The organism is Shewanella acanthi, from assembly GCF_019457475.1.
Lineage (GTDB): Bacteria > Pseudomonadota > Gammaproteobacteria > Enterobacterales > Shewanellaceae > Shewanella > Shewanella acanthi.
This window is the reverse complement of record NZ_CP080413.1, coordinates 2,899,230-2,923,547: the sequence shown is the minus strand read 5'-3', so window position 1 is coordinate 2,923,547 and position 24,318 is coordinate 2,899,230. Positions and strand designations below refer to the sequence as shown.

The window sequence follows — 24,318 nt, the reverse complement described above, 5'->3', positions numbered from 1 at the left end:
GTGCTATTGCAGCGCCAACACCATATACATGGCGTCATCGGTGTAACTACTTAGGTCCTTTTCGATTGCCTTTGGGGTAAATCCCATCTTACGCCAATAGCTATCGGCGCCTTGTACCGCGACAAGGGAAAGACTATTAAGCGTAAGTTGATGGGCCAACTGTTTGAGTTCATTGAGCGCTTGAGCGCCAGCGCCTAATCCCTGTGCCTTAGCCGAAATCGCAATATCGTGCAGATACAAAGTATCTGCCACAGGCAGGTTGCTCAGTTCTTGATAGAGAGCTGGCGGCTTATTACTTGTCCAAGGGTGTGCGAGGCAATAACCCACAACGGTATTATTGGCTTCGATAACAAAGCAGGATTGTGGTGAGACCAGCCATTTACTCTGAAGTACCTCCAGAGGCTCGGGCTCTAATTGGGAATAACATTCATCCTGAATAGCTAAAATTGCGTCCCAATCCCCTTGGGTAATGGCTCTTAATAACATGCTCAACTCTTTTACTTATTGGCTACGGATTAGCGCTAATATTTTGTGACTCATCGAGGCTTGGCATTATATACCCAAACGCCCTTAAAAGCTGTGAAACTCGAAGGGCAAGGCTTGAACAATCCTAACCTAAATAGCGCGAGCGTAAATGGCGTTCGAGGTATTGTCCATTTAGCGTTTCCCCCGTCGCTTGCGTGATTAATTCATCCGTCGTTAGTAGTGATGCCTTTGACCAAATATTGTCCTGTAACCAGTTAAATACCATCGGTAATTTACCTTCAGCTATTAGAGTCTCAATAGGACCTAGTACTTTTTCCATCGCAAAGCGGCACTGGGCTGCGTACATGGCACCTAAGGTATAACTTGGGAAATAGCCAAGCTCACCCACAGTCCAATGAATATCTTGCATACAGCCGTCTTTGTAGTTGCCATCGGTATTGAGCCCTAAAAGTTGTTGCATCTGACTCGACCAAAAATCCGGTAGGTCATCGACGTCTAAGCTGCCATTAACAAAGGCTTTTTCCGCTTCATAGCGAAGTAAAATATGGCAAGGATAGGTCACTTCATCAGCATCGACACGGATAAGACCAGGACTCACACGAGTGTAATGCATGGCTAATTGCGCAGCGCTTAAATCAAGGTTCAAGTGGCGCTTGATGAGCGATTGCAGCTGAGTTAAAAACGCAGGATTTGCCCCAAGCTGCATTTCACAAAACAGGCTCTGGCTTTCATGAATTCCCATTGAGCGCGCAAGCCCTGCTGGCTGCCCCTTCCAAGCTTTAGGGAGCCCCTGCTCATAACGAGCATGACCCGTCTCATGGATAATACCCATAATGGCGCTGCTAAAATCTGCCTCGTTATAGCGGGTGGTAATACGTACATCGCTTGGCACGCCGCCACAAAATGGATGACTGCTGATATCCAACCTGCCGTGGTTAAAATCAAATCCTAATAGCGCCATCACTTCCTTACCCATAGCTTGTTGGGCACTGATATCGAAGGGGCCCTTCAGCACCAATTTAGGCTCAGAGACTTGTTTAGCTTGCACTTCTTGGATCAGGTTGGGTAACCAAGTCTTAAGAGCACCAAAGGTCTGCTCGAGCTTAGCGCTGGTCATCCCAGGTTCAAACTTACTCATTAGGGCATCGTAGGGGAGGATATTTTGTGCCTTTGCTCTAATAGCCGCCTCTTCCTTTGCGAGCGCAATCACCGCTTTGAGATTAGGCTTAAATCCCTGCCAATCATTGTTTTTTCGCTGCTCACGCCACGCATTTTCGCACTGATAGGCCATCTTGGTTTTGGCCTGAACCAGCTCCCCTGGCACGACAGTGGCTTGCTGATATTGATAATTCATTTCCCGAAGGTTAGCGCGCTGATTGGAACTTAAGGCTTCGTCTGCTGCTAAGGCTAAGTTATCTGCAACTTGAGTTGAGGTTTTTAGTTCATGGATGTGTAGGGCGAGTTCCGCCATTGCATCACCACGCTCCACTCCGCCACCAAGTGGCATCATCGCCGCCTGATCCCAATCCCCCAATGCGCTAAAGTGTTCAAAATGTGAAATTTTCTGGAAATGAGCTGCAAGTTTATCGTAACTTGGGGTTGGTTCGTTGGTATGCATAGGGTATCCATTACCGAATGAGGGCCGCTGGCGGTATGCCAGTATTAAAATATAACAATAACAGGATGATAATATAATGATGCCTAAACCGTGTAGCACAAAACTGCGCTTTGGAATGATGTGTTTGATACTTGCAGGTTATGCCAACCTTACCCATGCAAAGGAGGATAAATTCAATCCCGGTATGGCTATACCTGAGTTTGGTAAAATTGCGTTTGTTGATAGCAGCATGCCAATCCCTAAGGGCATGAAATTCAAAGTGGCCTTCGATATGAGTAAGGCAGCTGAAGCGGGGAAAGTGAACCGTCAATTAGACAGTCTAGCGCGTTTTATCAATATGCATGTGGCCGCAGGCGTAAAAGAGAGTGATATTAAATTAGCCATGGTGCTTCACGGCAGTGCGGTGGCCGATGTGGCCAATGATGCCTATTACGCTAAGCAGAATCCAAACGCTCAGAACGGCAATAAAGCGCTCATAAATCAACTGATTGCCCACGGTGTTAAATTTTACGTATGTGGCCAGAGCGCGGCCTATTTTGATTTACCCAAAGATCAATTGCTTCCCGGTGTCGATATGGCACTTTCCGCCATGACAGCCCATGCGATTTTGGCGCAGCAGGGCTATAGCCAAAATCCATTTTAGACTTAAAGTTCTATTTAGAAGTGAGACTGCCTTTGCTATCATGTTGCGCGTAAGTTGATAAAAAACCGCAATAAATGGAATGCTGTATTGTTAAAGGAGATAACCATGTGGGCATTTTTAGTCGAGCAGCCTAACCTTCCCTATACCATTGCCATTGCCTGTGTCATTTTCCTCGGTATTTTCGAAGCCTGTGCTCTTGTGTTTGGTTTAAGCCTGTTGGGGGCTTTTGACCAATGGGTACCCGCAGATGTGGATTACGATGCGGACATTAACGCCGGTGGCCTGACGGGTATCGCAGGCTGGTTGTGCTTAAATCGCTTGCCGCTGTTGATCTGGTTTGTACTTGCCTTCAGTAGCTTTGCCATCGTTGGTTATATCGTTAATTTTGTGAGTTTAGTGATAACTGGTGCGTTATTGCCCGAACTTTTTACCTTGCCAACGGCCGCGCTGGGCTGCGCGATTGCCTGTCGCTACCTTGGTCGCATGCTTGCCGATGTGCTCCCTAAAAATGAATCCTCTGTAATTTCTCTCGATGATTTAAGTGGTTACGTAGGGACTATTACCTTAGGTTGTGCCATGAAGGGTATGCCATCTGAGGCTGTCGTTCGTGATAAATACCAACAGAAACATTATGTGTTGGTTGAACCCGAAACCTCAGAGTGTGAATTTGTAAGTGGGACTCAAGTCGTACTGCTGAAACGAGTCGGCAGAGTCTGGTCTGCAACTCGATTTGATAGCTAAAAACCAATAATCATTAATAAAAACCCATAAAAAGGAACTTAAATGGCGCTGTTAAATGACGCTGCAAATTCAGGCAATTTTGTGTTGTTAATTGCTGGCCTTGTGTTGATAACTCTGATTGTTATCGGGCTGATCTTTGCCAAATTATATAAAAGAGCCACCAAGGAAATGGCCTTTGTTCGCACTGGTTTTGGCGGCGAGAAAATTATTAAGGATGGCGGTGCAATCGTTCTGCCCGTGTTACACGAGACCATTTCGGTCAACATGAATACCCTACGTATCGAGGTGGAGAAAACCCAAAAGGATGCGCTGATCACCAAGGACAGAATGCGTGTCGATGTGAAGGCCGACTTCTACCTACGAGTGGCACCGAATGCCGAAGGCATTTCGATGGCCGCGCAAACCTTAGGCACGCGTACTACCCGTGTCGAAGAGCTGAAAAAGCTGATGGAGTCCAAATTTGTCGACGTGCTGCGTGCCGTCGCCGCCGAGATGAGCATGACTGAAATGCATGAACAGCGTGCCGACTTTGTGCAGCGAGTACAGAATAATGTGGCTAACGATCTCGAGAAAAACGGTCTAGAGCTCGAATCGGTCTCATTAACCGGCTTCGATCAAACTGACCTGTTATTCTTTAACGAAAATAATGCCTTCGACGCAGAAGGTCGTGCGCGTCTTGCAAAAATTATTGAAGAAAAACGTAAAGAAACCAACGATATTCAGCAGGAAAACCGCATCAAAATCGAGCAGCGAAATTTAGAGGCCGAGAAGGAATCACTGGAAATTGAAAAGGCCGAGGAAGAAGCTCGCCTTATCCAGCAACAATCACTCGAATTCAAGCGCGCCGAGCAAAAGGCTGAAATCATTAAGCAAAAAGAAAACAAGGCCCGTGAAGAGCGCGAAGCTGAAATTGCTAAAGAGCGCGCTATTGAGACCGCCGAAATCGAGAAGACCAAGGATATTGAAACCCGCGAGATTGAAAAGCGTAAGTCTATTGAACAGGCGCGCATTCAGCAGCAGCGTGATATCGAAGTCGCTGAGCAGGAAAAACACATTGCGGTAGCCGCGAAGTCGGAAGAAGAGTCGGCAGCCCGTGCCCGCGCTGCTGAAGCTGAAAAGACCAAAGTTGAGAAAGAAGAAGCGGTTATTACGGTGCGCCAAGTGGCAGAAGCTAATCGTCGCAAAGAGATTGAAGTCATTGATGCCCGTAAAGAAGCGGAACGTGAAGCGGTTGGGGTGACGGTTCAAGCCGAAGCCGAGAAGCGTGCATCAGAAGACAGATCGAGTGCTATCTTGATTGAAGCGCGTGCCAGTGCCGATGCTAAGAAGCTCCAAGCCGAGGCAGATGAGAAGGTTTATGCGGTGGAGGCCGCAGGTAAGCAGGCGTTGTATGAGGCTGAAAACGTGCTCCGTGATGAGCAAATTGCCCTTCAAAAATCCCTCGCAATCCTTAAGGCGCTGCCTGAGATTGTCGCTCAGGCAGTTAAACCACTTGAAAATATCGAAGGGATTAAAATCCTGCAGGGTTATGGAATGGCTCATCAATTTGCCTCGGGCGCTGATGGAGCAAGTGTTAATCAAGGTGGAATTGCCGAGCAGGTGACCAGCGCCGCACTGAACTACCGCGCAAATGCGCCTGTGGTGGATGCTATGCTGCGGGAATTAGGCCTAGTTCAGGGGGACACTGGCACTCTGAATGATTTACTCAACGGCAATAATGCCCTGACCACCGAGGCCTTAGATGTAGTCAAATCGGCCAATACGAGCCTGAATGGACATGTGCATAAAACCAATGGTCATTTAAGCTAGAGAGTATTGGAAATAATAGATTAAGGCTCTGAACTTCATGCCTAATCTTGAATGCCTTCGTAGTGGAAAACAAAAGCGCTTTTGGGCGCTTTTGTTATTTAAGCGAATTGTTCGGCGATTTATTTACTCACGCCATTTGGTGTAATCACTCCTAAGAACTCTTTTAATCTTAGACGTTATCTTCTTGAATGGCAGTTAGATTTATATCTCTTATACTCGATAAGTGACTGACACTTTTCGTAAAGACTTAGGATAATTTTCCTTTAATAGGCGCTATGGCTTGTACTACGGAATTCTTACGTGTTGTAGGTCGCTTCATCAGGGGGGGGAGCATGTTTGCTAGCTAACGCCTTTAAGACACTTAATAAAGTCTAGTGCCAACTTTTAGATAACAGTATTGGGATTGCAGGATGAAGGTAAATGCCATTAAAAATGTAGGCAAAGCTCGCTACAGTTTTTCACCCAAGGAAGCTGAAAGTTCATTGGCGGCATTAGACTTAGCCATCGAAAACCACCGAAATTGGTATATTCATTTACATGAAGGATTACTTTGTAATCAGATGTTTAGCGACACAGTCACAGATATTGCTGCCCATACTAAATGTAAATTAGGCTGCTGGTATTATAATGTGGCGAGCGAGACCATTACATCCCACCCAGATTTTCAAGAGCTTGCCAAGGCTCATCAATCTTTGCACGACCAAGCCCGTAAATTAGTGACTGAGTTTAAATCGGTGAGAGTGGTCGATATCAATGAATACCGTTTGCTAACGGAAAAACAAATTGAAGTTATGAACCTTTTAGTACGTATGCGAGATTGCATTATTGATCAGCAACATTGCTTTGACCCGCTGACAGGATTGCTCAATCGCAAGTCGATGGGATTACTTCTCGACAAAAATCATACTCAATTTTTAAGCCATAGTGCGCCCTATGTGATTGCCATGTTGGATATCGATTTTTTTAAAGCGGTAAACGATACCTACGGACATTTAGGCGGAGATGAAGTGCTTAAATCCGTTTCAAATTATCTCTCATCGGCGATAAGGGATTCCGATTGCATTTGTCGTTATGGTGGTGAGGAGTTTCAATTATTGTTGCCCAGTACCACATTAGAAGTGGCAGAACGGGTATTGGAAAGACTGCGCCAAGGGATAGCCAATGTCAGTGTGCCCTTTGAGTCAAAAAATATTAAAGTCACTATTTCAATTGGTTATGCTCTATCTAAGGCTGATATTGGTATTGGTGCCTTGGTCAAGCAAGCAGATATCGCTCTCTATCAAGCGAAAGCCTCAGGTCGTAATCGAGTGGTGCAATACGATCCGGATATCGAAGGTAAGTAAGTAGGTTTGATGATGTTTTTGCTTAATTCTGCTCGTATTCGATTCTGTTTTGTTCCACCTGTATCCTAAGGTGTTGTGATACCACAAAAGCACCTTAGGATGTGATGTATTTAGATCAAGACTTGCTATATACCCCGCATTTAATTTAACAATAAACACAGCGCAGGTTGCTGATTTTGTGGATAAATCACATAGGTTTTATGGTGTTTGATTAAGCTGGTTTTCTTATTGCCTTGACTGATTAAGAGACCATGTGACAGGGCTATTTGGGCAAATGTCTGCTCATCGGCTCTCACGTACAGATGGGTAGGTTTGATAAGTTCACCATCTTGAATATGTTGGCTAAACTCTTTTACATCAATCACTATGCTAGATAGTCCATCGCCATCGAGTTTTAATTTCGTGTTCACTTCGGTATCGGTAAAGACTAACCACTCGGCTTCAAGTAACTCGTTAATCATGGCATTTAAGCCATGTCCTAGCCCTGTATTCGCATTTTCAACGGTTTGGTATTGAAACACGATACGTTCTAGCAAGCGTTTTAGCTCCGCGCCAGCACCTTGGCTGCGGGCAAGTCTTATCCAAGCGGTAAGATCATCGGCAACGAGTTTGGAAAAACGCTTTTCCTTCAGGGACTCAACCATCCAGTTACAGATAAAATGGCTTTCTTGGGCGGGTGTGCGCTGTGCTTTTTTAGTTTGTGCAGAGGAGGTTAACTCGGCAAGGCCTGCTAGGGCTAATTCTAAAATGGCTTGGTTATAGGTTTGAGAATTCATTATTACTCCGCCGCGATTTGAGGATTATGCCGTTTAACAGAGGGGGATTTGATTGCGGCAAACTAGTTTAACAAAGCCAAAGTCAGATCAACATCTATTCTTATTTCATCACAAGTTGTGAAGCGATCTTTGCCTTAGGCTACCCAATAAAAAGCGTCCATTTGGACGCTTTTCTATTTTCTCTGCAAAATACAATTTAGCCGTTATTTTAGCTTTTTAGCCTTGCTGGGGGCTTGACCTACTTTTACCTTTACGCGGCGGCCTTGCATGCTCTTTTCTGCAACAATTTGCGCGCTAACGTTATCGCTGCGCTGTTGTTTTTTGGCAAAGCTGCGGCGGGTTTGTAGGTGTTTAAGCAGTAAATCACGGCTGCCGACTTCATAGCCTGGCACTGTGATGCGGCGAATTTTTTGGCCAATGAGTTTTTCGATATCGGCAAGCGTGCGCTCTTCTTCGCGGCTGACGAAGGAGATGGCGACACCGGATTTACCCGCGCGGCCGGTACGACCAATACGGTGCACATAGTCTTCGGCGAGGAAAGGTAAATCGTAGTTCACTACGTACTCAAGACTTGGAATATCCAAACCACGGGCGGCCACTTCGGTTGCGACTAATACGCGTACTTTACCCGATACGAATTCACGCAGGGCGCGGCGACGACTGCCTTGCGCCTTTTCGCCGTGGACGACTTCCGATGGAATACCGTCGAGATTGAGTTCTTTTACAAGATTGTCAGCATCTTCACGGGTCGCGGTAAACACCAGTACCTGCTGCCAGTTCTTCTTACCAATCAGTTCGGATAACAGCTCGCGTTTACGGCGCTGCTCGACTGGATATACCACTTGGCTCACGGTGTCCGCTGTGGTGTTTTGCTTATGTGCGCTGATCACCTGAGGTTTAACCATCATTTCGTTAGCGAGTTGTTTTACGGCGCTTGAGAAGGTGGCAGAGAACAACAGGTTTTGGCGCTTCTTGCCCACGGCCTGCATGATTTTTTGAATATCGGCGTTAAAGCCCATATCTAACATACGGTCGGCTTCGTCGAGTACTAAAAACTCCACGCTCGAAAGGCTTAAGTTACAGGCGGTTAAATGCTCGAGTAAGCGGCCTGGGGTCGCAACGATAATGTCGGCGCCGCGCTTGAGTTTTTGCGCTTGGGTCTCAACTTTTACGCCGCCGAAAATGGTTAACACGCTGAAATTAAGATACTTGCCATAGGCGACAATGTTATCTGCCACTTGAGCGGCAAGCTCACGGGTTGGCGTTAAAATCAGTACGCGGGTGTTAGATTTTTGAGTCTCGCTTGGCTTTTCAACCATCTTTTGCAGGATAGGCAGGGCAAAGGCGGCGGTTTTACCCGTACCGGTTTGCGCACTGGCGAGTACGTCCTGACCGCGGCGAATCGCAGGCATGGCTTGCTGCTGAATAGGTGTCATTTGTTGATAACCGCAATCTGAGATAGCGCGTAAAATCTCGGGGGAAAAACTAAAAGATTCAAATCTCATTTTGGATTCCTGTCATTCACTTATTCAAACATTCAAGTGTCAATTCGACCTGAAGGTACGTTTACCCCCTAAGCATATCGAAAGATAACGTAGTGGGGTATTTTACCTAGGCGGCGAACTGAGACCAAAAGGCGGGGGCGGAGTATAGCAAAGTTTTAGGTTAAAACCTGTACTTTTTAACCCCTTGATGGATTATCAATGATAAAAATAAAAAAGGATAACGCAGGGTAACGTCTTCACCCTAAAGTACAGTAAGCGTTGAGCTGTCTCGCATGTAGATTTATGCGCTATTAGCCATTGGCGGCGAATAGCGCATAAAAGATGACAACTAGCCTCGTTAGCCAAAGGCTTTACGCAGTCCCAATGCCTTTTCAGCGTTGAGCTTGAGATGATTCACCGCATCACCAATTTGATGGGTGGCTGCTAGGTTTTCGCTACTGCTTTGGCTGATGGCATGGATATTATTAGTGATTTCATTCACTACTTGACGCTGCTGAACCGCGGCGACCGCATTTTGCTGCGCGAAGTTATGGATCTCACTTACTTCTCGATAAAGGATGTCCACATTGTTGGCCGAATTTTGAATATCGGTTGCGCAGGTCTCAGCATGGGTGCGGCTCTGTTCCATCTCTTTTGCCCAGTCACTGAGCATGCTGAACATCTTATCCACGCTTTGGGAGATACTGTTGGTGGAGAGCTGGGTGCGACTCGACAGCGCTCTAACCTCATCGGCCACCACGGCAAAACCACGACCTTGTTCGCCGGCACGTGCGGCTTCGATGGCAGCATTAAGAGCAAGCAAATTAGTTTGCTCAGCGATTGAGTCAATTTCCCCCATGGCATTCGCTACACGTTGGGCTTCTAAATTCAGTTGCTGGGCATTATGGGCTGCATCGGCAACAGATTGTGCTAATGACTCAATTTTTTGGGTATTTGCCTTCATATTGGCACTGCTTTTAAGGCACAGGTCATAGGCGGTGGTGATACTGTTTGAGGTTTGCTGGGTATTATTGGCAACCTCGGCAATAGTGGAGTTCATTTCTTCCATGGCGCTGGCGAGCTGCTCAAGCTGGTGTTTCTCCTGATCTAAGCTGACATAGGTTTGCCCCGTGGTCACGACGAGTTGATTGGCGATATCATTTAATTGATTTGCCTGATCTTGAGTACGACCTAAAACGCCATTCATTTTAGCTTGCTGCATAATCAGCTGAAAATCGAGGATGGATGAAGTATCGGCCCCCGAGTAGATATAGCGACTGACTGAGTCGTATTTTGCCTTCATCTTCATCAGCTTTGCGGGAATACGAAAAGCCTCGTCATAAAAGATGGCAAGATTTATCCCCATTAGCAGGGCCCCTGCAAAGATAACGCCCCATCCCCAAATAAAGCCGGCAATGCCAAGACCCGATGCAGCCACTATGGCTGATACAAGGCGTTTTTGCTCCAAGCTTAAGGGTTTAGGAATGGCTTTACCCGTATTAAGCTGTTGGTAGAGTTTTGTTGCCTTGGAGACATATTTTAGCTGCGGTTGCACCCGTACCGATTGATAACCAACGATTTTCCCATTTTCAAACAGCGGTGATACGAAGGCATCGACCCAATAATAATCGCCATTTTTACAGCGATTTTTCACTATGCCGCGCCAGGATTGGCCCGCTTTCAATTTTTCCCACATTTCCTTAAAGGCGGCGCTCGGCATATCGCCATGGCGAACTATATTGTGTGGACTACCAATAAGTTCCTGCTCGCTGTAGCCACTGATTTCGGTAAAGCGTTCATTGACATAGGTAATCACGCCGCGGCTATCTGTGGTGGAGATCAATTCATCTTGAGCATTAAGACGGACTTCTTGGGAATTGGATTTAAGCTGATGGGTTGGTCGACTCGGCTGACGCGGGCTCATGTAAAGGTTCCATTTAGATCAGGCTTGCGGGCCTTTTATCACAGGCTAGGGGATGACACTGCCCCGATAAAACGGCGGATTTGTGATAATGGTACCATTTTTGTGTGGATATTAGAGAGGGGTTTTTAACGTTATCCTTAAATATTTTAATGTTTTAAATTTTGTTAATTACTTAAAAAGGTTGTGTTTTTCTATTGGCTTAAGCGCTTGGATGGCTAAGACTTTTAGTGATGCACTCCGTTTACATAAATGAGCTAGGCTAGCGCAATCGTGGCTCGGCAGATGACGCCTTAGGTGAAAAACAAAAAGCCCGAGTGATTCACTGGGGCTTTTTTATATCGAACTACTCAAACCGCAAAATTAAATGGCGCGGGTTGCCTGAGTCAACCAAGCCAGTTCATCACCCGACATCAATGGAGATAGGGTATTAAACACTTTTTGGTGGTAGGCGTTAAACCAAGTAACTTCTTCTTGAGTTAACAGTGTCTTATCGATAAGACGCGAATCCATAGGAATGAGTGTCAGTGCGTCAAATTCATAGATTTCACGCTCGGCGCCTTTCAAGGCTTCACATGGCTGTACTACGACGAGGTTTTCGAGGCGAATACCGAAGCAGTCGGCGCGGTAATAGCCAGGCTCATTGGATAACACCATGCCAGGGAGTAATTGAACGGCGTTAATGTTCTTGCCGATGCGCTGCGGCCCTTCATGTACGCTCAAGAAATGTCCCACGCCATGGCCCGTGCCATGGTCGTAATCGAAGCCATGTTGCCACAGGTATTGACGGGCAAAAGCATCGAGCTGTTGTCCGGTAGTGCCCTTGGGGAAGCGTGCTTGATCGAGTGCAATATGGCCTTTTAATACCAAGGTCACCATTTTTTTCTGCTCATCGGTCACCTTACCGATAGCGATGGTGCGGGTAACGTCGGTTGTGCCATCGAGGTACTGGGCGCCAGAATCCACCAAATAAATGCTGTCCATGGCCATCAAAGCTGGCGTGCCATTGTTGTGGTTGTAATGGCACATGGCCGCATTTGGGCCGGCGGCAGAAATGGTATCGAAACTTGGCTCGCGATACTGTGGATCTTCGAGGCGGAAGCTTTCTAACTTATCGGCAAGTGTGGCTTCATCGTGCAGACGCTTGGCTGCAACTTCATTGTCTAACCAAGCCAGGAAGCGACTCACGGCGACACCATCGCGGATATGACAGGCACGCATGCCAGCAAGTTCGGCGGCATTTTTCTGCGCCTTTGGTAAGGATACTGGGTCTATGCCAGCGATTAACAGTGCGCCAGCTTCACGGGCAATATTTTGCGACCAAGCGTTGGCAGAATTTGGATCGGCAAGCAGCTTCACGCCCTTAAGGCTTGCCAGCGTATCTGCGAGTGACGTTTCAGCCTTAAAGCTAACGCCTGTGCCCACATGGGCTTCGATACCCTCTGGAAGCTTGGTTAAATCGGTGAATAACTGCATGTCGCCATTGGCGTGCAGCAGGGCAGAGCCTAGTACCACAGGGAAGCGTGGTACATCGTTTCCACGAATGTTAAGTAACCAGCAGTAGGAATCCGGCGCGGCAATCAGTGCTACATCGGCGCCGGCTTTTTTCACTAACGCACCAATTTCTGTACGTTTCTGCTGACTGGTTTTGCCTGCACTGTCATTGCTGAACAGTAAAATCGGTGCACTTGAGAGCGCAGGTCTATCCTGCCAATGTTTGTCGATGGGGTTTTGCTCAACATTGACGAGTTCAATGTGTGCTTTTGCCAGTGTCGCCTTGGCATTTTCAAACCAAGCTAGGGTATGAAGGCGTGCATCAAAACCCACACGAGAATGGGCTGGCAGGGTGTCGCACAACCACTCAATTTGTGGTGTGTCGGTTAAGCTTTCATAGCTAAATAGATTGGCATCGACCTGTAGGCGCACCTGCACTGTATAACGGCCATCGGTGAAAATGGCGGCCTTATCCCTGAGCACTATCGCCATACCGGCCGAGCCGGTAAAGCCCGTTGCCCATAGCAGGCGCTCATTATGCTCAGGCACATATTCACCGAGGTATTCATCGGCACGGGGAATAATAAAAGCATCGAGATTAGCATTGGCGAGTTCGCCACGAATGGCATCGAGGCGGCTGGCAATTGCTTGAGATGGGTTTGACGGCATAGGGACTCCAATTGGGCGGCAATCACGACACATTAATGCTAACCATAGCAAGGTTCGTAAGCCAAGGAATAGGCGTGATGATTCTAGTTGATACGCTAATGGGCTGGGATTATCGCAAACAATGACCAAGATGCAAGGGGAGCTAGATAGGATTTTGTATACAAATTTTAATGGCTTTTAGCTTGGCAGCCATCGCGTGGGATTATTTACACATTCGGCATCACTATTACGCAGCGGCCTTGGTTCGACGTCAGCTAATGGAGAAATATTCAAATCTACTTAACCATTTTTTGTTAATAATAAGTTGCATTCTAAATCAGCTCGCGTTTATGCTTAACTCGTTTTGACAGCGCTGTCAAAATTGTGAAAGGCAAACCAGTTGAAAGACTGGGACGCAAAGCCTCCGGTCTAAGGGTATGTGGTACCTATGATAGCGGGGATACCGCAGGTTGTTTCTTCATGCGCCTCAAGTGCATGGTTTTAAGAGTGTTGTTTCCTGTCTACGCGTTGTTTGCCTTATTGATAAATAGTTTATTCAATAGGGATTTCTCATGTTTAAGACTCAATTATCTACCCCTGCGCTGCTGGTGGCTTCGGTTCTGGCTTCTGCCTGCAGTTTCGATGCACTGGCCGCTAAGCCTGGCAAACCAACACTTGCTTGGGGGGAAACTAAGTTCGCGATTGTCGAGGTCAATCAATCGGCCACGGCCTACGAACAGTTAGTCACAGTGAAAGATGCCGCCGATGTGTCGGTCAGTTGGAACCTTTGGAGTGGCGATGTTGGCAATACCGCTAAAGTGTTGTTAAACGGCCAAGTGGCATGGGAAGGACCCTCGAGCGCATCTGGCACAGCAAATTTTAAAGTGAGTCAGGGCGGTCGTTATCAGTTGCAGGTGCAACTGTGTAATAGCGAGGGCTGCACTGCAAGTGATGCGCGAGAGATCCTTGTCGCCGATACCGACGGCAGTCATTTGTTGCCATTAAAATCGGCACTGGCTGAAAACAACCGTCCCTACGTCAATAAGTCGGGCAAAGTGGTGGGTAGTTACTTTGTTGAGTGGGGCGTCTATGGCCGTAAATTCCCTGTCGATAAAATCCCAGCACAAAACCTGACCCATATTCTCTATGGCTTTACCCCGATTTGTGGTGGCAATGGCATTAACGACAGCCTTAAGGAAATTGAAGGCAGTTTCCAAGCGCTGCAGCGCGCCTGTAGTGGCCGCAGCGATTTTAAAGTAGCGATTCATGACCCTTGGGCCGCAATTCAAATGCCGCAGGTCGGTGTGAGTGATTACTCCGACCCATATAAAGGTAACTTCGGCCAATTGATGGCGCTCAAGCAAGCCTATCCTGATTTAAAAATCCTCCCCTCGGTGGGAGGCTGGACGTTATCCGATCCCTTTTTCTTTTTAGACGATAGTGCCAAGCGTGCGACCTTTGTCGCTTCGGTCAAAGAGTTTTTACAAACCTGGAAATTCTTTGATGGGGTGGATATCGACTGGGAATTCCCAGGCGGTAATGGCGCCAACACCAGCTTAGGAAAGCCAACCGATGGCCAAACCTACGTGACCCTTATGCGGGAACTGAGGGCCATGCTGGATGAGCTCAGCGCCGAAACCGGTCGCAGTTATGAGTTAACCTCGGCGATTAGTGCGGGTGACGATAAAATTGTGAAGGTGGATTATCAGGCTGCTCAGCAATATATGGATTACCTGTTCCTGATGAGTTACGACTTTAACGGTGGCTGGAGTAATACCGAGCTTGGTCATCAGACCAACCTCTATGAAGCGAGTTGGGATCCTAACATTCGCTATACCACTGACAATGGCGTTAAAGCGCTATTAGCCCAAGGCGTGACACCGAGCAAAATTGTTGTAGGTGCTGCTATGTATGGCCGTGGCTGGACTGGCGTGCATGGTTATTCGGGCAATAACCCCTTCACAGGGACTGCTACCGGAAAAGTAAAAGGGACTTGGGAGGCTGGGGTTGTCGATTATCGCCAAATCGTAAATGACTATATGGGCGCAGGCTGGAGTTATAGCTACGATGAAACCGCCGAGGCGCCCTCGGTGTTTAATGCTGCTACTGGCGATCTAATTACGTTTGACGATCCGCGTTCGGTGAAAGCCAAGGGGCAGTATGTGTTGGCAAACCAATTAGCTGGGTTATTTGCCTGGGAAATCGATGCCGACAATGGCGATATCCTCAATGCAATGCACGAAGGGCTTGGTCATGGTGAGGGTGTCACTCCTCCTGCTAACAAGGCGCCAATCGCCAATGCGGGCAACGATATCGTGGTCACAGGCCCAGCAGACGTTGTGCTTTCTGGCAGTGCGTCACGGGATCCTGAAAACGGCGCATTAACCTACGAATGGACGCAAACCTCAGGCCCGAGTATCGCCATCAGTAATGCCGATGTTGCCGATGTGTCGATATTCCTTGGTGCTGTCACTGTCGATACACAATACCGTTTTACCCTTACTGTGACCGATTCAGAAGGCTTAAGCGCCAGCGATACAGTGATGATCACCAATAAAGCACTAACGGCTAATCAAGCACCTGAAGTTTCTGTTACCTCTAGCGCAACAGTCGAAGCGGGGAGCGCTGTAACCATCAGTGCCAGTGCCACTGATGAAGATGGCGATGCTCTTACCTACGTTTGGTCTGTGCCCGCTGGGATCAGTGCTTCTGGGATTAATAGCCCAACACTGGTGCTGACAGGGCCTAATGTTACGACACAAACCCAATATGGTCTCAGCCTGCTGGTTTCCGATGGCGCCTTAGATACCACTGCCACGGTCAACCTAACCGTTACGCCTAAGGCCACAACTGGCGGTGGTTGCTCGGCGATAGATCCCAATGCGGGTAATTACCCCGCTTGGAGCGCAGCAAAGATTTACAATACGGGCGATACCGTTAGCTATAACCAACTGGTGTGGAAGGCAAAATACTGGACCCAAGGTAATACACCGTCACGCACAGCTGACCAATGGCTGCTACTAAGCCAAGTCGAACTCGGTTGGGATGCGCAGGTAGCCTATGTTGGCGGCGCGACCACCATTTACCATGGTCGTCAATGGCAGGCCAGTTACTGGACTAAGGGCGATGTACCAGGCGCTTCTGCCGTGTGGGTCGATATTGGCGCGGCGAGCTGCCAATAAGCTCAGGTCTAGCCGAAGCCATAAATAAAAAGCCCTGCAATGTTGCAGGGCTTTTTTAGCCATGTTTTAAGCCAAGACTTTAGTCCAAAGCTTAGTTAATTTTTAATAGCTCAACATCGAAAATTAGCATAGAGCCAGCGCCGATTTTACCCATGCTGCGATTGCCGTAGGCGAGTTCACTCGGGATAAAAAAGCGGTACTTGTCACCTTCAACCATGAGTTGCACTCCTTCAGTCCACCCCTTAATAACACGATTAAGTGGGAAGGCAATCGGCTCGCCTCTGTCGACGGAGCTGTCGAACACTGTGCCATCGATAAGCGTACCGTGGTAGTGCACAGTTACGCTATCGGTTGCCTTTGGATGAACTGTGCCAGTGCCTTTAGACAATACTTGGTACTGCAGGCCAGAGGCTGTTGTCACAACGCCTTCTTTATCCTTGTTTTGGGCGAGAAACTCCTGCCCACGTTGGATATTTTCCAGCGCTTCCTTAGGATTGTTTAGCGAGGTAAAAACATAAAAAATGGCCCCAGTAAGCACCAGAATCACAAGTAACAATTTCATAGTGTATGCACCTTCAATAAATTTGCGGCATGGTAGCAGTTTCACCCTGCTGAGGCTATATCCAATGGGGTTTTCTCCCCTTTTGGCTGGAATTAAGTGACTGTTCTTAAGGTAAAATTCAGCTTTAGATAAAGCGGTGGATTTGACCACTTTGGATGCCATAACCCAGCAGCGCTAGATTGACGACAACCGACAGCCAATAACGGGTTCTAAAACTCGTTTTTACCGATTTATGCCGCAGCAGATTTTGCGCCATCAAAGCGCCAGGCCAACCACCAAAGAGGGATAATAGGTGCAGCGTGCGCTCCTGTGTGCGCCAGTTACCGCGTTTGGCTGCAGATTTATCCAAGGCATAGACAATAAATGTCATCAAACTTAAGCCCAGATACAACCCTGTGATAACTAAAGGGAAAAAATGCCAATAACAGGCCGCAGTTAACAAGCCTAAAAAGCTTATCGCGAATAACACTGGCAACGAACTGCGCGTTTTGGCTTTGGATCTTGGTTTAGAATAAGTCCTAGGCTTAGGGTTGACCTGTCTTGATTTGGGTGGTGTTCTCACTGTCTTAGTAGGTTGACTCGATTTGTCTGTTTGTTGACGTGGCGGCATCTTTTTAATTACATCATTTAGTTATATCAGTGTGGCCGCTGTTAAAGGCCAAGTAGCGCCAGAGTTTTTCCAGTGGTCCTTGATTAAACCAACGAAAATAGAGCGTTGCAATCAGCAGTTGTACTAGGGAATAGCTCAATGCCAGCCCGAAATAGCCCCATCTGTCTAAGGTCAATAATAATTCGGGTGCCAAGTAGCGGAACAAGAGTACACCGACAATGGACTGCAGTATGTAGAGGCTAAAGGCGAGTTTCCCTACTCTTTGCAGGGCGTCTACAAAGGGGGAGGGATTTTGGCAGAATTTCACCAGAATATGAACATAAATCAGTGCCATTGGGATGGCGCTCAACATGACCAATACATCGGCAATGGCTTCAAGAGTGCTGTTATGTGAAAAGCCAAAGACGGTATCTAGAGTGGAAAGCACCAGCGTCAGCAGCAGAAGTTGGAGCAGGCTGCGCCGACTAAATCCACGTTCGAAATGCCCTTCTTGATAAAGCGCGATGCCAAGTAGCATAAGGCCTGCACTAAACCACATCAATGTAAATGGGATGATCATTACCATATAGCCAATCTGTAATAAGTGCAGTTTTAACTGGCTAGCGTAGCTTGCGGTCCAAGCACTGTACTGGGAGGCAAAAACAGGAGACTCGCGGGTAAAGACTACATCATCACCGTTTAGGGTGATCAGCGCGACAAACACTAGACCAATGAAAATAAATAACCCCGCCCTGAGCTTAAGGCTGGCGATACTGTTACCTGAGTAGCGCAGGGCTAAAAATCCGCTGACCCCATAGGTCAGCAGAATATCCCCCGGCCAGATAAGAATGCCGTGTATGAGTCCAAACACAATAAGCCAACGTAATCGCGCGTGGATTAGCGACGTTGTGTTTCGCCCTTCGAGTTTGAATTTTTGAGATTGAAGATAGATACCTATTCCAAACAACAATGAAAACAAACTGATAAATCGCCCCTCAATAAACAGATTTTGAAAGGTTTCAATAATCTCATCGAGGATTAAGGGCGTGACGTGTCCGGCATAACCAAAAAAAGTGATTCCCATAAAATAGATATTCATAAAGAAAATCCCGAGCAGGGCAAAGCCCCGAATCGCATCGAGTAGGATAATGCGTTGTTGGGGGACTATCTTCAGCTCTGACAGCTCGGATGATGCTGTATTGGCGTAGTGGCTATGAGCCAAATTCTCCTTGGCATTTTCTTGGGTCGGCAAAATAGCAGGGTTCCTTTGGCTATGTTGTATATTTAAACATCATTAACAGTAACTTATCAGACACCAATCCCATTTAATATAGCTGTTCAGCTTACCCTACCAATTAAATCGTACTCTCTTAAAAATTGTGCTTTGGCGGTTTATTTAGTCTTTATATACAGCCTTCAGACATCCTGTGTTAATTGCAAACTTAGTTCCCCCTTTGATGTGAGACACCGTATAATCCCTGCGCATTGATGGTGTTAAGCCGAAAACTCATATTAACCACAAGGACTCACAGTGAAATATTTGCTGACCTATTTTAAGGGGATGGCCATGGGGGCCGCCGATGTTGTGCCAGGGGTGTCGGGCGGCACTATCGCCTTCATTACGGGTATTTTGGATACCCTACTAGAGAGTGTAAAAAAGATTAATCCTTCGCTGTTTGGGGTAATTAAAGCTCAAGGGATCAAGGGGGCATTTATCCACATAAATGGCGCTTTTCTTATCAGTTTACTTGCGGGGATCCTGACCAGTATTTTTAGCTTCGCCAAACTGATTTCGTGGCTGCTGGTGACTCATCCCATTCCGATTTGGTCGTTCTTTTTTGGACTGATTATTATCTCTGTGGTGCACATGCTTAAGCAGGTGAGTGGCTTTACGTTGGCGCGTTTAGGCCTCTTCGTTTTAGGCGTGTTGGCCGCTTGGGTGATTACGGTGCTTAATCCCGTGTCGGTCGATGCCAGTTATGTAAATATCTTTTTTGGCGGCGCAATTGCGATTTGTGCCATGGTGCTTCCTGGGATTTCGGGCAGTTTTATCCTTTTATTATTAGGACTTTATCCTGTGGTATTAGGCGCGGCTAAGAACCTGCAGATTGATATCCTGGCGTGCTTTGCCGTTGGCGCTGTGATTGGTCTATTAAGCTTTAGCCATCTGTTATCGGCGCTACTTCGCAAATATCACGATGGCACTGTGGTGTTTTTAACGGGATTAATGTTAGGCACTCTAGGCAAAATTTGGCCTTGGAAACAAACTTTGACTTGGCGCACCAATTCCCACGGTGAGCAAGTGCCACTGCTGGAGCAAAATCTTTCGCCTTTTCAGTTCGAACAATTAACCGGACAACCTTCGCAAATGTGGATTGCGCTAATCTGTATGTTGGCCGCTATTGCGCTGGTGTGGGGATTAGAAAAGGTGGCACAGCGGGATTAAGCAAACGCTAGTAAAAGGTAGATCAATAAGGACTAAGATTTCGATATCTCAGTCCTTTTTACTTTAAAGTAATTACTGCGACATAATATTGATAATGGTGACATCGGTGGATGACATGCCGTTCAGCACCATGTTGCCAATATTTTTAATGGTCTTTTCAACGTGGTTGGCGATGATGCCCTGACCGGAAACGTTCTGGCTATTAAGCGCCATTAAAAACGAGCGCACAGCCGCACTTGAAGAGGTGCTGACTTTCATGGCACAGGAAGCTTTTGCGCCATCGCACACCATGCCTGAGCTATCACTTATCACATTTTGAATGGCATAACAGGACTGCTCAAAACTGCCGCCTGCAAGATACACCATGGCCATGGATGCTGCTGCGCTGGTCACCGTATTACCGCAAAATGCAGATAGTGGAGGGTAGTGGGACTTGATATAGATCGCCCCTAGGTGACTCATAATCAGCGCCCGCGCGAGCTGTTCTTCGCTTACCTTGTAGCACTGGGCTGTGATCACCACAGGAATGGTAGCGGCTATGCCTTGATTGCCGCTACCTAGATTACTCATGGCTGGTAAGTTTGCACCACCCATGCGTGCATCCGATGCGGCCGCAGTTAACATCACGATTTTATTAAGTAGATCTTCACCGATAATCCCCGCGGCAATACCGTTTTTCATGGTGCGACCCACTTCTAAACCGTAGGGTTTAGCCATGCCTTCATCCGACAGCTTAGTATTTAACTCGGACGCCTTAAGGATAAACTGAATGGCTTCGAAGGGAACTTCGAGGGCGAAGCGATAAATCGACTCGATATTGATATCGACGCCATCACAGATAGAGCCAGTCGCTTTGGCTTGAGTGTTATCGGCGGTAAATACCGGTACACCATTAAGGCGTTTCTCGGCGATGAGCGTGTGGCCGCCACAAATTTTAACCATTGCTTCTTGCTCACCCGATCTTAAGGTCACGCAGCAATAGATAAACTCATCGGTTTCGGTGCGCTGAACATTAACCTTGCCCGCATCGATTAGGCTCTGTGCTCGAGTCACCTGCTCAGGTGTTACATTGGCGAGCACTTCTAATCCTGAATCGGCATTTCCCGCGAGAGCCCCAGCCGAGGCTGCGATGGCTAAACCTATTTTGCCCGTGCCCGGAACATAGACCCCCCATGGAGTTTTTATAGAGGTTGTCAGATACCTGAACATGAATGGCATCGGGCTCTGCACCCATTAGCGTTCTTGCAACGGCGGCTGCATAGGCCGCCGCTATAGGTTCGGTGCAGCCTAACGCAGGTTTTACAACTTGATTAATGATCTGAAGATACTGCTGCCATTGAGGTTTCATGCGGCTACAACCCGATTGCTATGTTTTTAATGTTGTTCAAAGGTTAACAGGCTTTGGCTTTCGAGGGACTGCACAAGCAGATAGTTAAGTGCTTCTAAAAAGCGTTCACTAATCCAGTTTATCGCTCTACCTGCATTTTTTTATGCGCAAACTAAAGCACAAATGAGCGCTAATTCGGCGCAACATTATTTGTACTCGTTAACAATATTGCAAATGTTTATGCAAGTTTGAGTGACTCGGGGACGTCGCAAAGTGTTTTTAAAGCTTTACAGATAATACACTATTCCTAATTGAGTATTTTTAACCTATGTGTATGAAATTAAGATATTTAGATCCTTAGCTGGATGATTTGAAGTGTAGTTGCTTTATAGGATTTTTACTCAGTCTGAGACCTCTATACCAAATCGAGCGTTCGCATTTGTAATCGCAGTACCAGTTAAATAACATGCTTTATATATGCACGTTTTATTTTGGCAAGGTGACCTGTGATTAATATCGATGATCCTAAACAAACTGAAACTACGCCTGCGATTTGGCGTTTAGGTTTTAGGCCATTCTTTCTCGGTGGCAGTGTCGTTGCGGCGATTTATATCCCCCTGTGGCTGGTGACTTGGCTATTGCCCCAATACAGTCCATTCAATACTTCCTTTTGGGCAAAGGTACTGCCGCTTTGGTGGCATCCCCATGAACTGTTGTTTGGCTTTGCCATGGCAATTGTGGCGGGATTTTTGTTAACCGCAGTACAAAATTGGACCAATCAACCTTCACTCAAAGGCTGGCCACTGGCGCTGACCTTCGGTTGCTGGGCGCTAGCGCGACTGCTGTTATTACTGCCGATGCAAATTCCGGTGTTACTGCCGGCGCTGTTTGATGCGCTCTTCCTAAGCACGGTAGCTATCACACTGTGGCGCTGTATTTATCGGGTTAAACAATGGCGCAATATTGGTTTTCCAATAATGATTTTCGCGGCATTGGGCATCAATTTATACAGCTATTACACGCTATTGCAGAGGGACTTTATTGTTGCCCATCAGATTTGGCAGGCAATGCTATGGTGGCTTGCACTGTTAATCACCATTGTGGGTGGCAGGGTGATTGCTTTCTTTACCGCAATGCGTATTAAAGCCACTAAGGCCGAACCGTTACCATGGATAGAATATCCCTTAATTGCGGCGATGTTACTGCTGGTGTTGCAGGCGCTGACAGATTTCGATGCACCGGTACTAAAGCAGGCCCTTTTAGTCATTGCTGGCGTGTTACATTTGATTCGCTTTTCTCGCTGGCTGCCCCATAAAACCTTAAAGGAACCTATGCTGTGGTCGCTGCATTTAGCCTATGTCACATTGCCAATCAGTCTGCTATTGATGAGTTGGTATATCGATGATGAATATGCCTATCGATGCCTACTACACTTATTTGCAATAGGTTGTATGGCCATGCTGTGTTTATCGATGATATCGAGGGTGTCCCTCGGCCACACCAGCCGCAATATCTACGAAGGCCCCAATATGCGCTTAGGGTTTATTTGCTTACCCTTAGCAGCGGTATTTAGAGCATTGATGCCAATCTATTTTCCCGAGAATACCTCGCTATGGTTATGGCTTGCAGCTGGGTGTTGGTTCGGTGCATTTGCCCTATTTGTGTGGCATTACACACCTATTTTAACGCGCCCCCGAATCGATGGTCGCCCCGGATAAAGAAGCAAAGGATCGAATAATGAAATTAACACTTAAAACCCTATTGTTACCAACGTTAGCCGTTATCTTCCCCTTTGTTGCAAGTGCGATTGCTGATGAATCCCAACAGGCCATGGCGGAAAAGTATCCACAGCAATACCAAAGCTGGGATGCCACTTTAGAACAAAAAGAACGTGAAGATGTGCTGGCTAAGAATCCACACAATATCATCCTTTGGGCGGGCTCTTCCTATGCCAAGGAATACCATAGTCCCCGCGGCCATCAATTTGCGGTGGCGGATGTGGCACAAACCCTGCGAACAGGAGTAGCGCCTAAAGCGGGGGACAAGGGATTATCGGCAAGTTGCTGGACCTGTAAGACCCCCGACGCTCCTAGACTCATCAATGAATTGGGGTTTGAAGGCTATGCGGCGAAAAACTTTACCGATTTGGGCCGTGAAATTAAAAGCGTCGTTTATTGCACTGACTGCCATGAAGCAGGTACTGAAAAACTCAGTTTACCTCGTCCCCATGCGAAGGATGCGATGGCCAAAATTCATCTGCCTTTTGAGGAACAAAATGCTTCGATGAAAGGCGCGCAGGTGTGCGGGCAATGTCATGTGACTTACTATTTTCGTCCCGAGAAAAGTAATATCGTCAATATTCCTTGGATCTTCGGTAATACCGCAGATTTAATCGAAAAATATTACGATACCCGCCGTTTCTACGAGTGGATCCATCCCTTATCGCAAACCCCAATGTTAAAAGCCCGCCACCCAGAATTTGAACACTGGAGCCGCAGTAAGCATGCAGAGGTTGGCGTGACCTGCGTGACTTGCCATATGCCAGCCGCAGAAGACGACAAAGGCAATGCGTTTACTAGCCATAAAGTAGATAAAGCGCTCCCCAACTTCGACGTTAGCTGTAAAGGTTGTCACAGCAGCCAAGAAGCGATGACAACAAAACTTAGCAACTTAAAAAAACAGATTGAAACCAAAGCCCATGAGGTCGAGGATCTCTTAGTGAAAGCCCATTATGAAGCAAAAGCTGCTTGGGGTGCGGGGGCCAATTGGGAGCAAATGAATGATGTCATTATGGATATTCGTCATAGCCAATGGCGTTGGGATTTTGCCATGTCATCCCACGGTATTTATGCCCATAACCCTGATGAAGCCATGCAATTGCTTACCAAAGCTAGTGAGCAGGCCAAGAGTGCCCGTGCTGGATTAGCCAAAGTCTTAAAGCAACTTAAGGTCGAACAAGTGTCTTACCCTGATATCAGCACTAAGGAAAAAGCTCAGCAAGCAGTAGGTTTGGTTGAAGCAGATTTAGTCAAAGAAAAACAACAGTTTATTGAAGATGAAATCAATAAACACTGGGATCCTATCGCCAAAAGAGGGTATTAGTTTTGGAGAGTGCGAAGCGCAATGACACCAAAACAGCAATGTCGGTTTTTTGGCGTGTGTTTTTTGAGCTGTTGTTATCCTCATAAACTTCATTTGCAAACTTGTATTTCATCCGCAATCGAAAAGATGGCATATCCCAGTTTTCCC

Annotated in this window: 17 protein-coding genes, 1 pseudogene and 1 riboswitch; of the genes and pseudogenes, 8 read left to right on the top strand and 10 right to left on the bottom strand. The window is 47.0% G+C overall.

Going from position 1 to position 24,318, the window contains the following annotated elements; all coding sequences use genetic code 11:
• Positions 1–3: 3 nt before the first annotated feature.
• On the bottom strand, positions 4–486 hold the full coding sequence (locus K0H61_RS12605; RefSeq protein ID WP_220049698.1) for a GNAT family N-acetyltransferase: 483 nt from the start codon (positions 484–486) through the stop codon (positions 4–6).
• Positions 487–610: 124 nt separating this feature from the next.
• The gene (locus tag K0H61_RS12600) at positions 611–2,104 is read right to left on the bottom strand and encodes a carboxypeptidase M32 (RefSeq protein WP_220049697.1); all 1,494 of its coding nucleotides are present in this window, start codon (positions 2,102–2,104) and stop codon (positions 611–613) included.
• Between the two features lie 76 nt (positions 2,105–2,180).
• On the opposite strand from K0H61_RS12600, the gene K0H61_RS12595 reads away from it, so the two are divergent.
• From K0H61_RS12595 to K0H61_RS12580, 4 genes are all read left to right on the top strand, one after another.
• Positions 2,181–2,747, top strand: a complete 567-nt coding sequence (locus K0H61_RS12595) for a DsrE family protein (RefSeq protein ID WP_220049695.1) — start codon at positions 2,181–2,183, stop codon at positions 2,745–2,747.
• Positions 2,748–2,852: 105 nt separating this feature from the next.
• Positions 2,853–3,488 carry a YqiJ family protein gene (locus K0H61_RS12590; protein WP_220049694.1) on the top strand — a complete coding sequence of 212 codons (636 nt, stop codon included), beginning with the start codon at positions 2,853–2,855 and terminating at the stop codon, positions 3,486–3,488.
• Between the two features lie 42 nt (positions 3,489–3,530).
• Complete coding sequence (locus K0H61_RS12585) at positions 3,531–5,297, top strand: flotillin family protein (protein ID WP_220049692.1); 1,767 nt, start codon at positions 3,531–3,533, stop codon at positions 5,295–5,297.
• 410 nt (positions 5,298–5,707) lie between these two features.
• A complete protein-coding gene (locus K0H61_RS12580) occupies positions 5,708–6,640 on the top strand; it encodes a diguanylate cyclase (RefSeq protein ID WP_220049690.1) in 933 nt (310 codons plus the stop codon).
• A gap of 140 nt (positions 6,641–6,780) precedes the next feature.
• Here the strand turns inward: K0H61_RS12580 and K0H61_RS12575 are convergent, their stop codons facing one another.
• The 4 genes from K0H61_RS12575 to K0H61_RS12560 form a co-directional block, all read right to left on the bottom strand.
• Positions 6,781–7,416: a DUF2913 family protein gene (locus K0H61_RS12575; protein WP_220049689.1), complete on the bottom strand. Its 636-nt coding sequence runs from the start codon at positions 7,414–7,416 to the stop codon at positions 6,781–6,783.
• A gap of 203 nt (positions 7,417–7,619) precedes the next feature.
• Complete coding sequence (locus tag K0H61_RS12570; RefSeq protein ID WP_220049687.1) at positions 7,620–8,921, bottom strand: DEAD/DEAH box helicase; 1,302 nt, start codon at positions 8,919–8,921, stop codon at positions 7,620–7,622.
• Positions 8,922–9,258: 337 nt separating this feature from the next.
• Complete coding sequence (locus K0H61_RS12565) at positions 9,259–10,824, bottom strand: methyl-accepting chemotaxis protein (protein WP_220049685.1); 1,566 nt, start codon at positions 10,822–10,824, stop codon at positions 9,259–9,261.
• A 360-nt stretch (positions 10,825–11,184) separates the two neighbouring features.
• On the bottom strand, positions 11,185–12,984 hold the full coding sequence (locus K0H61_RS12560; RefSeq protein WP_220049684.1) for an aminopeptidase P family protein: 1,800 nt from the start codon (positions 12,982–12,984) through the stop codon (positions 11,185–11,187).
• 359 nt (positions 12,985–13,343) lie between these two features.
• A riboswitch (cyclic di-GMP riboswitch) is annotated at positions 13,344–13,431 on the top strand.
• Positions 13,432–13,535: 104 nt separating this feature from the next.
• Between K0H61_RS12560 and K0H61_RS12555 the strand changes: the two genes are divergently transcribed.
• Positions 13,536–16,145 carry a glycosyl hydrolase family 18 protein gene (locus K0H61_RS12555; RefSeq protein WP_220049682.1) on the top strand — a complete coding sequence of 870 codons (2,610 nt, stop codon included), beginning with the start codon at positions 13,536–13,538 and terminating at the stop codon, positions 16,143–16,145.
• Positions 16,146–16,236: 91 nt separating this feature from the next.
• Here K0H61_RS12555 and bamJ read toward each other — a convergent pair whose 3' ends face one another.
• The 3 genes from bamJ to K0H61_RS12540 form a co-directional block, all read right to left on the bottom strand.
• Entirely contained in the window at positions 16,237–16,707 is a 471-nt protein-coding gene (gene bamJ, locus K0H61_RS12550; RefSeq protein ID WP_220049680.1) for a BamJ family beta-barrel-assembly machinery protein, read from the bottom strand.
• 124 nt (positions 16,708–16,831) lie between these two features.
• Entirely contained in the window at positions 16,832–17,176 is a 345-nt protein-coding gene (locus tag K0H61_RS12545; protein ID WP_258406059.1) for a DUF1294 domain-containing protein, read from the bottom strand.
• A gap of 154 nt (positions 17,177–17,330) precedes the next feature.
• Positions 17,331–18,548, bottom strand: coding sequence for a DUF418 domain-containing protein (locus K0H61_RS12540; protein WP_434086589.1), 1,218 nt, complete (start codon positions 18,546–18,548; stop codon positions 17,331–17,333).
• Between the two features lie 279 nt (positions 18,549–18,827).
• Between K0H61_RS12540 and K0H61_RS12535 the strand changes: the two genes are divergently transcribed.
• Positions 18,828–19,742, top strand: coding sequence for a polyprenyl-phosphate transporter (locus K0H61_RS12535; RefSeq protein ID WP_220049677.1), 915 nt, complete (start codon positions 18,828–18,830; stop codon positions 19,740–19,742).
• Between the two features lie 72 nt (positions 19,743–19,814).
• Here K0H61_RS12535 and K0H61_RS12530 read toward each other — a convergent pair.
• Positions 19,815–21,090: pseudogene (locus K0H61_RS12530) on the bottom strand (L-cysteine desulfidase family protein).
• Positions 21,091–21,575: 485 nt separating this feature from the next.
• On the opposite strand from K0H61_RS12530, the gene K0H61_RS12525 reads away from it, so the two are divergent.
• Both K0H61_RS12525 and K0H61_RS12520 read left to right on the top strand, forming a co-directional pair.
• A complete protein-coding gene (locus K0H61_RS12525; protein ID WP_220049675.1) occupies positions 21,576–22,787 on the top strand; it encodes an NnrS family protein in 1,212 nt (403 codons plus the stop codon).
• Positions 22,788–22,806: 19 nt separating this feature from the next.
• On the top strand, positions 22,807–24,171 hold the full coding sequence (locus tag K0H61_RS12520) for an ammonia-forming cytochrome c nitrite reductase subunit c552 (protein ID WP_258405949.1): 1,365 nt from the start codon (positions 22,807–22,809) through the stop codon (positions 24,169–24,171).
• Positions 24,172–24,318: the final 147 nt, after the last annotated feature.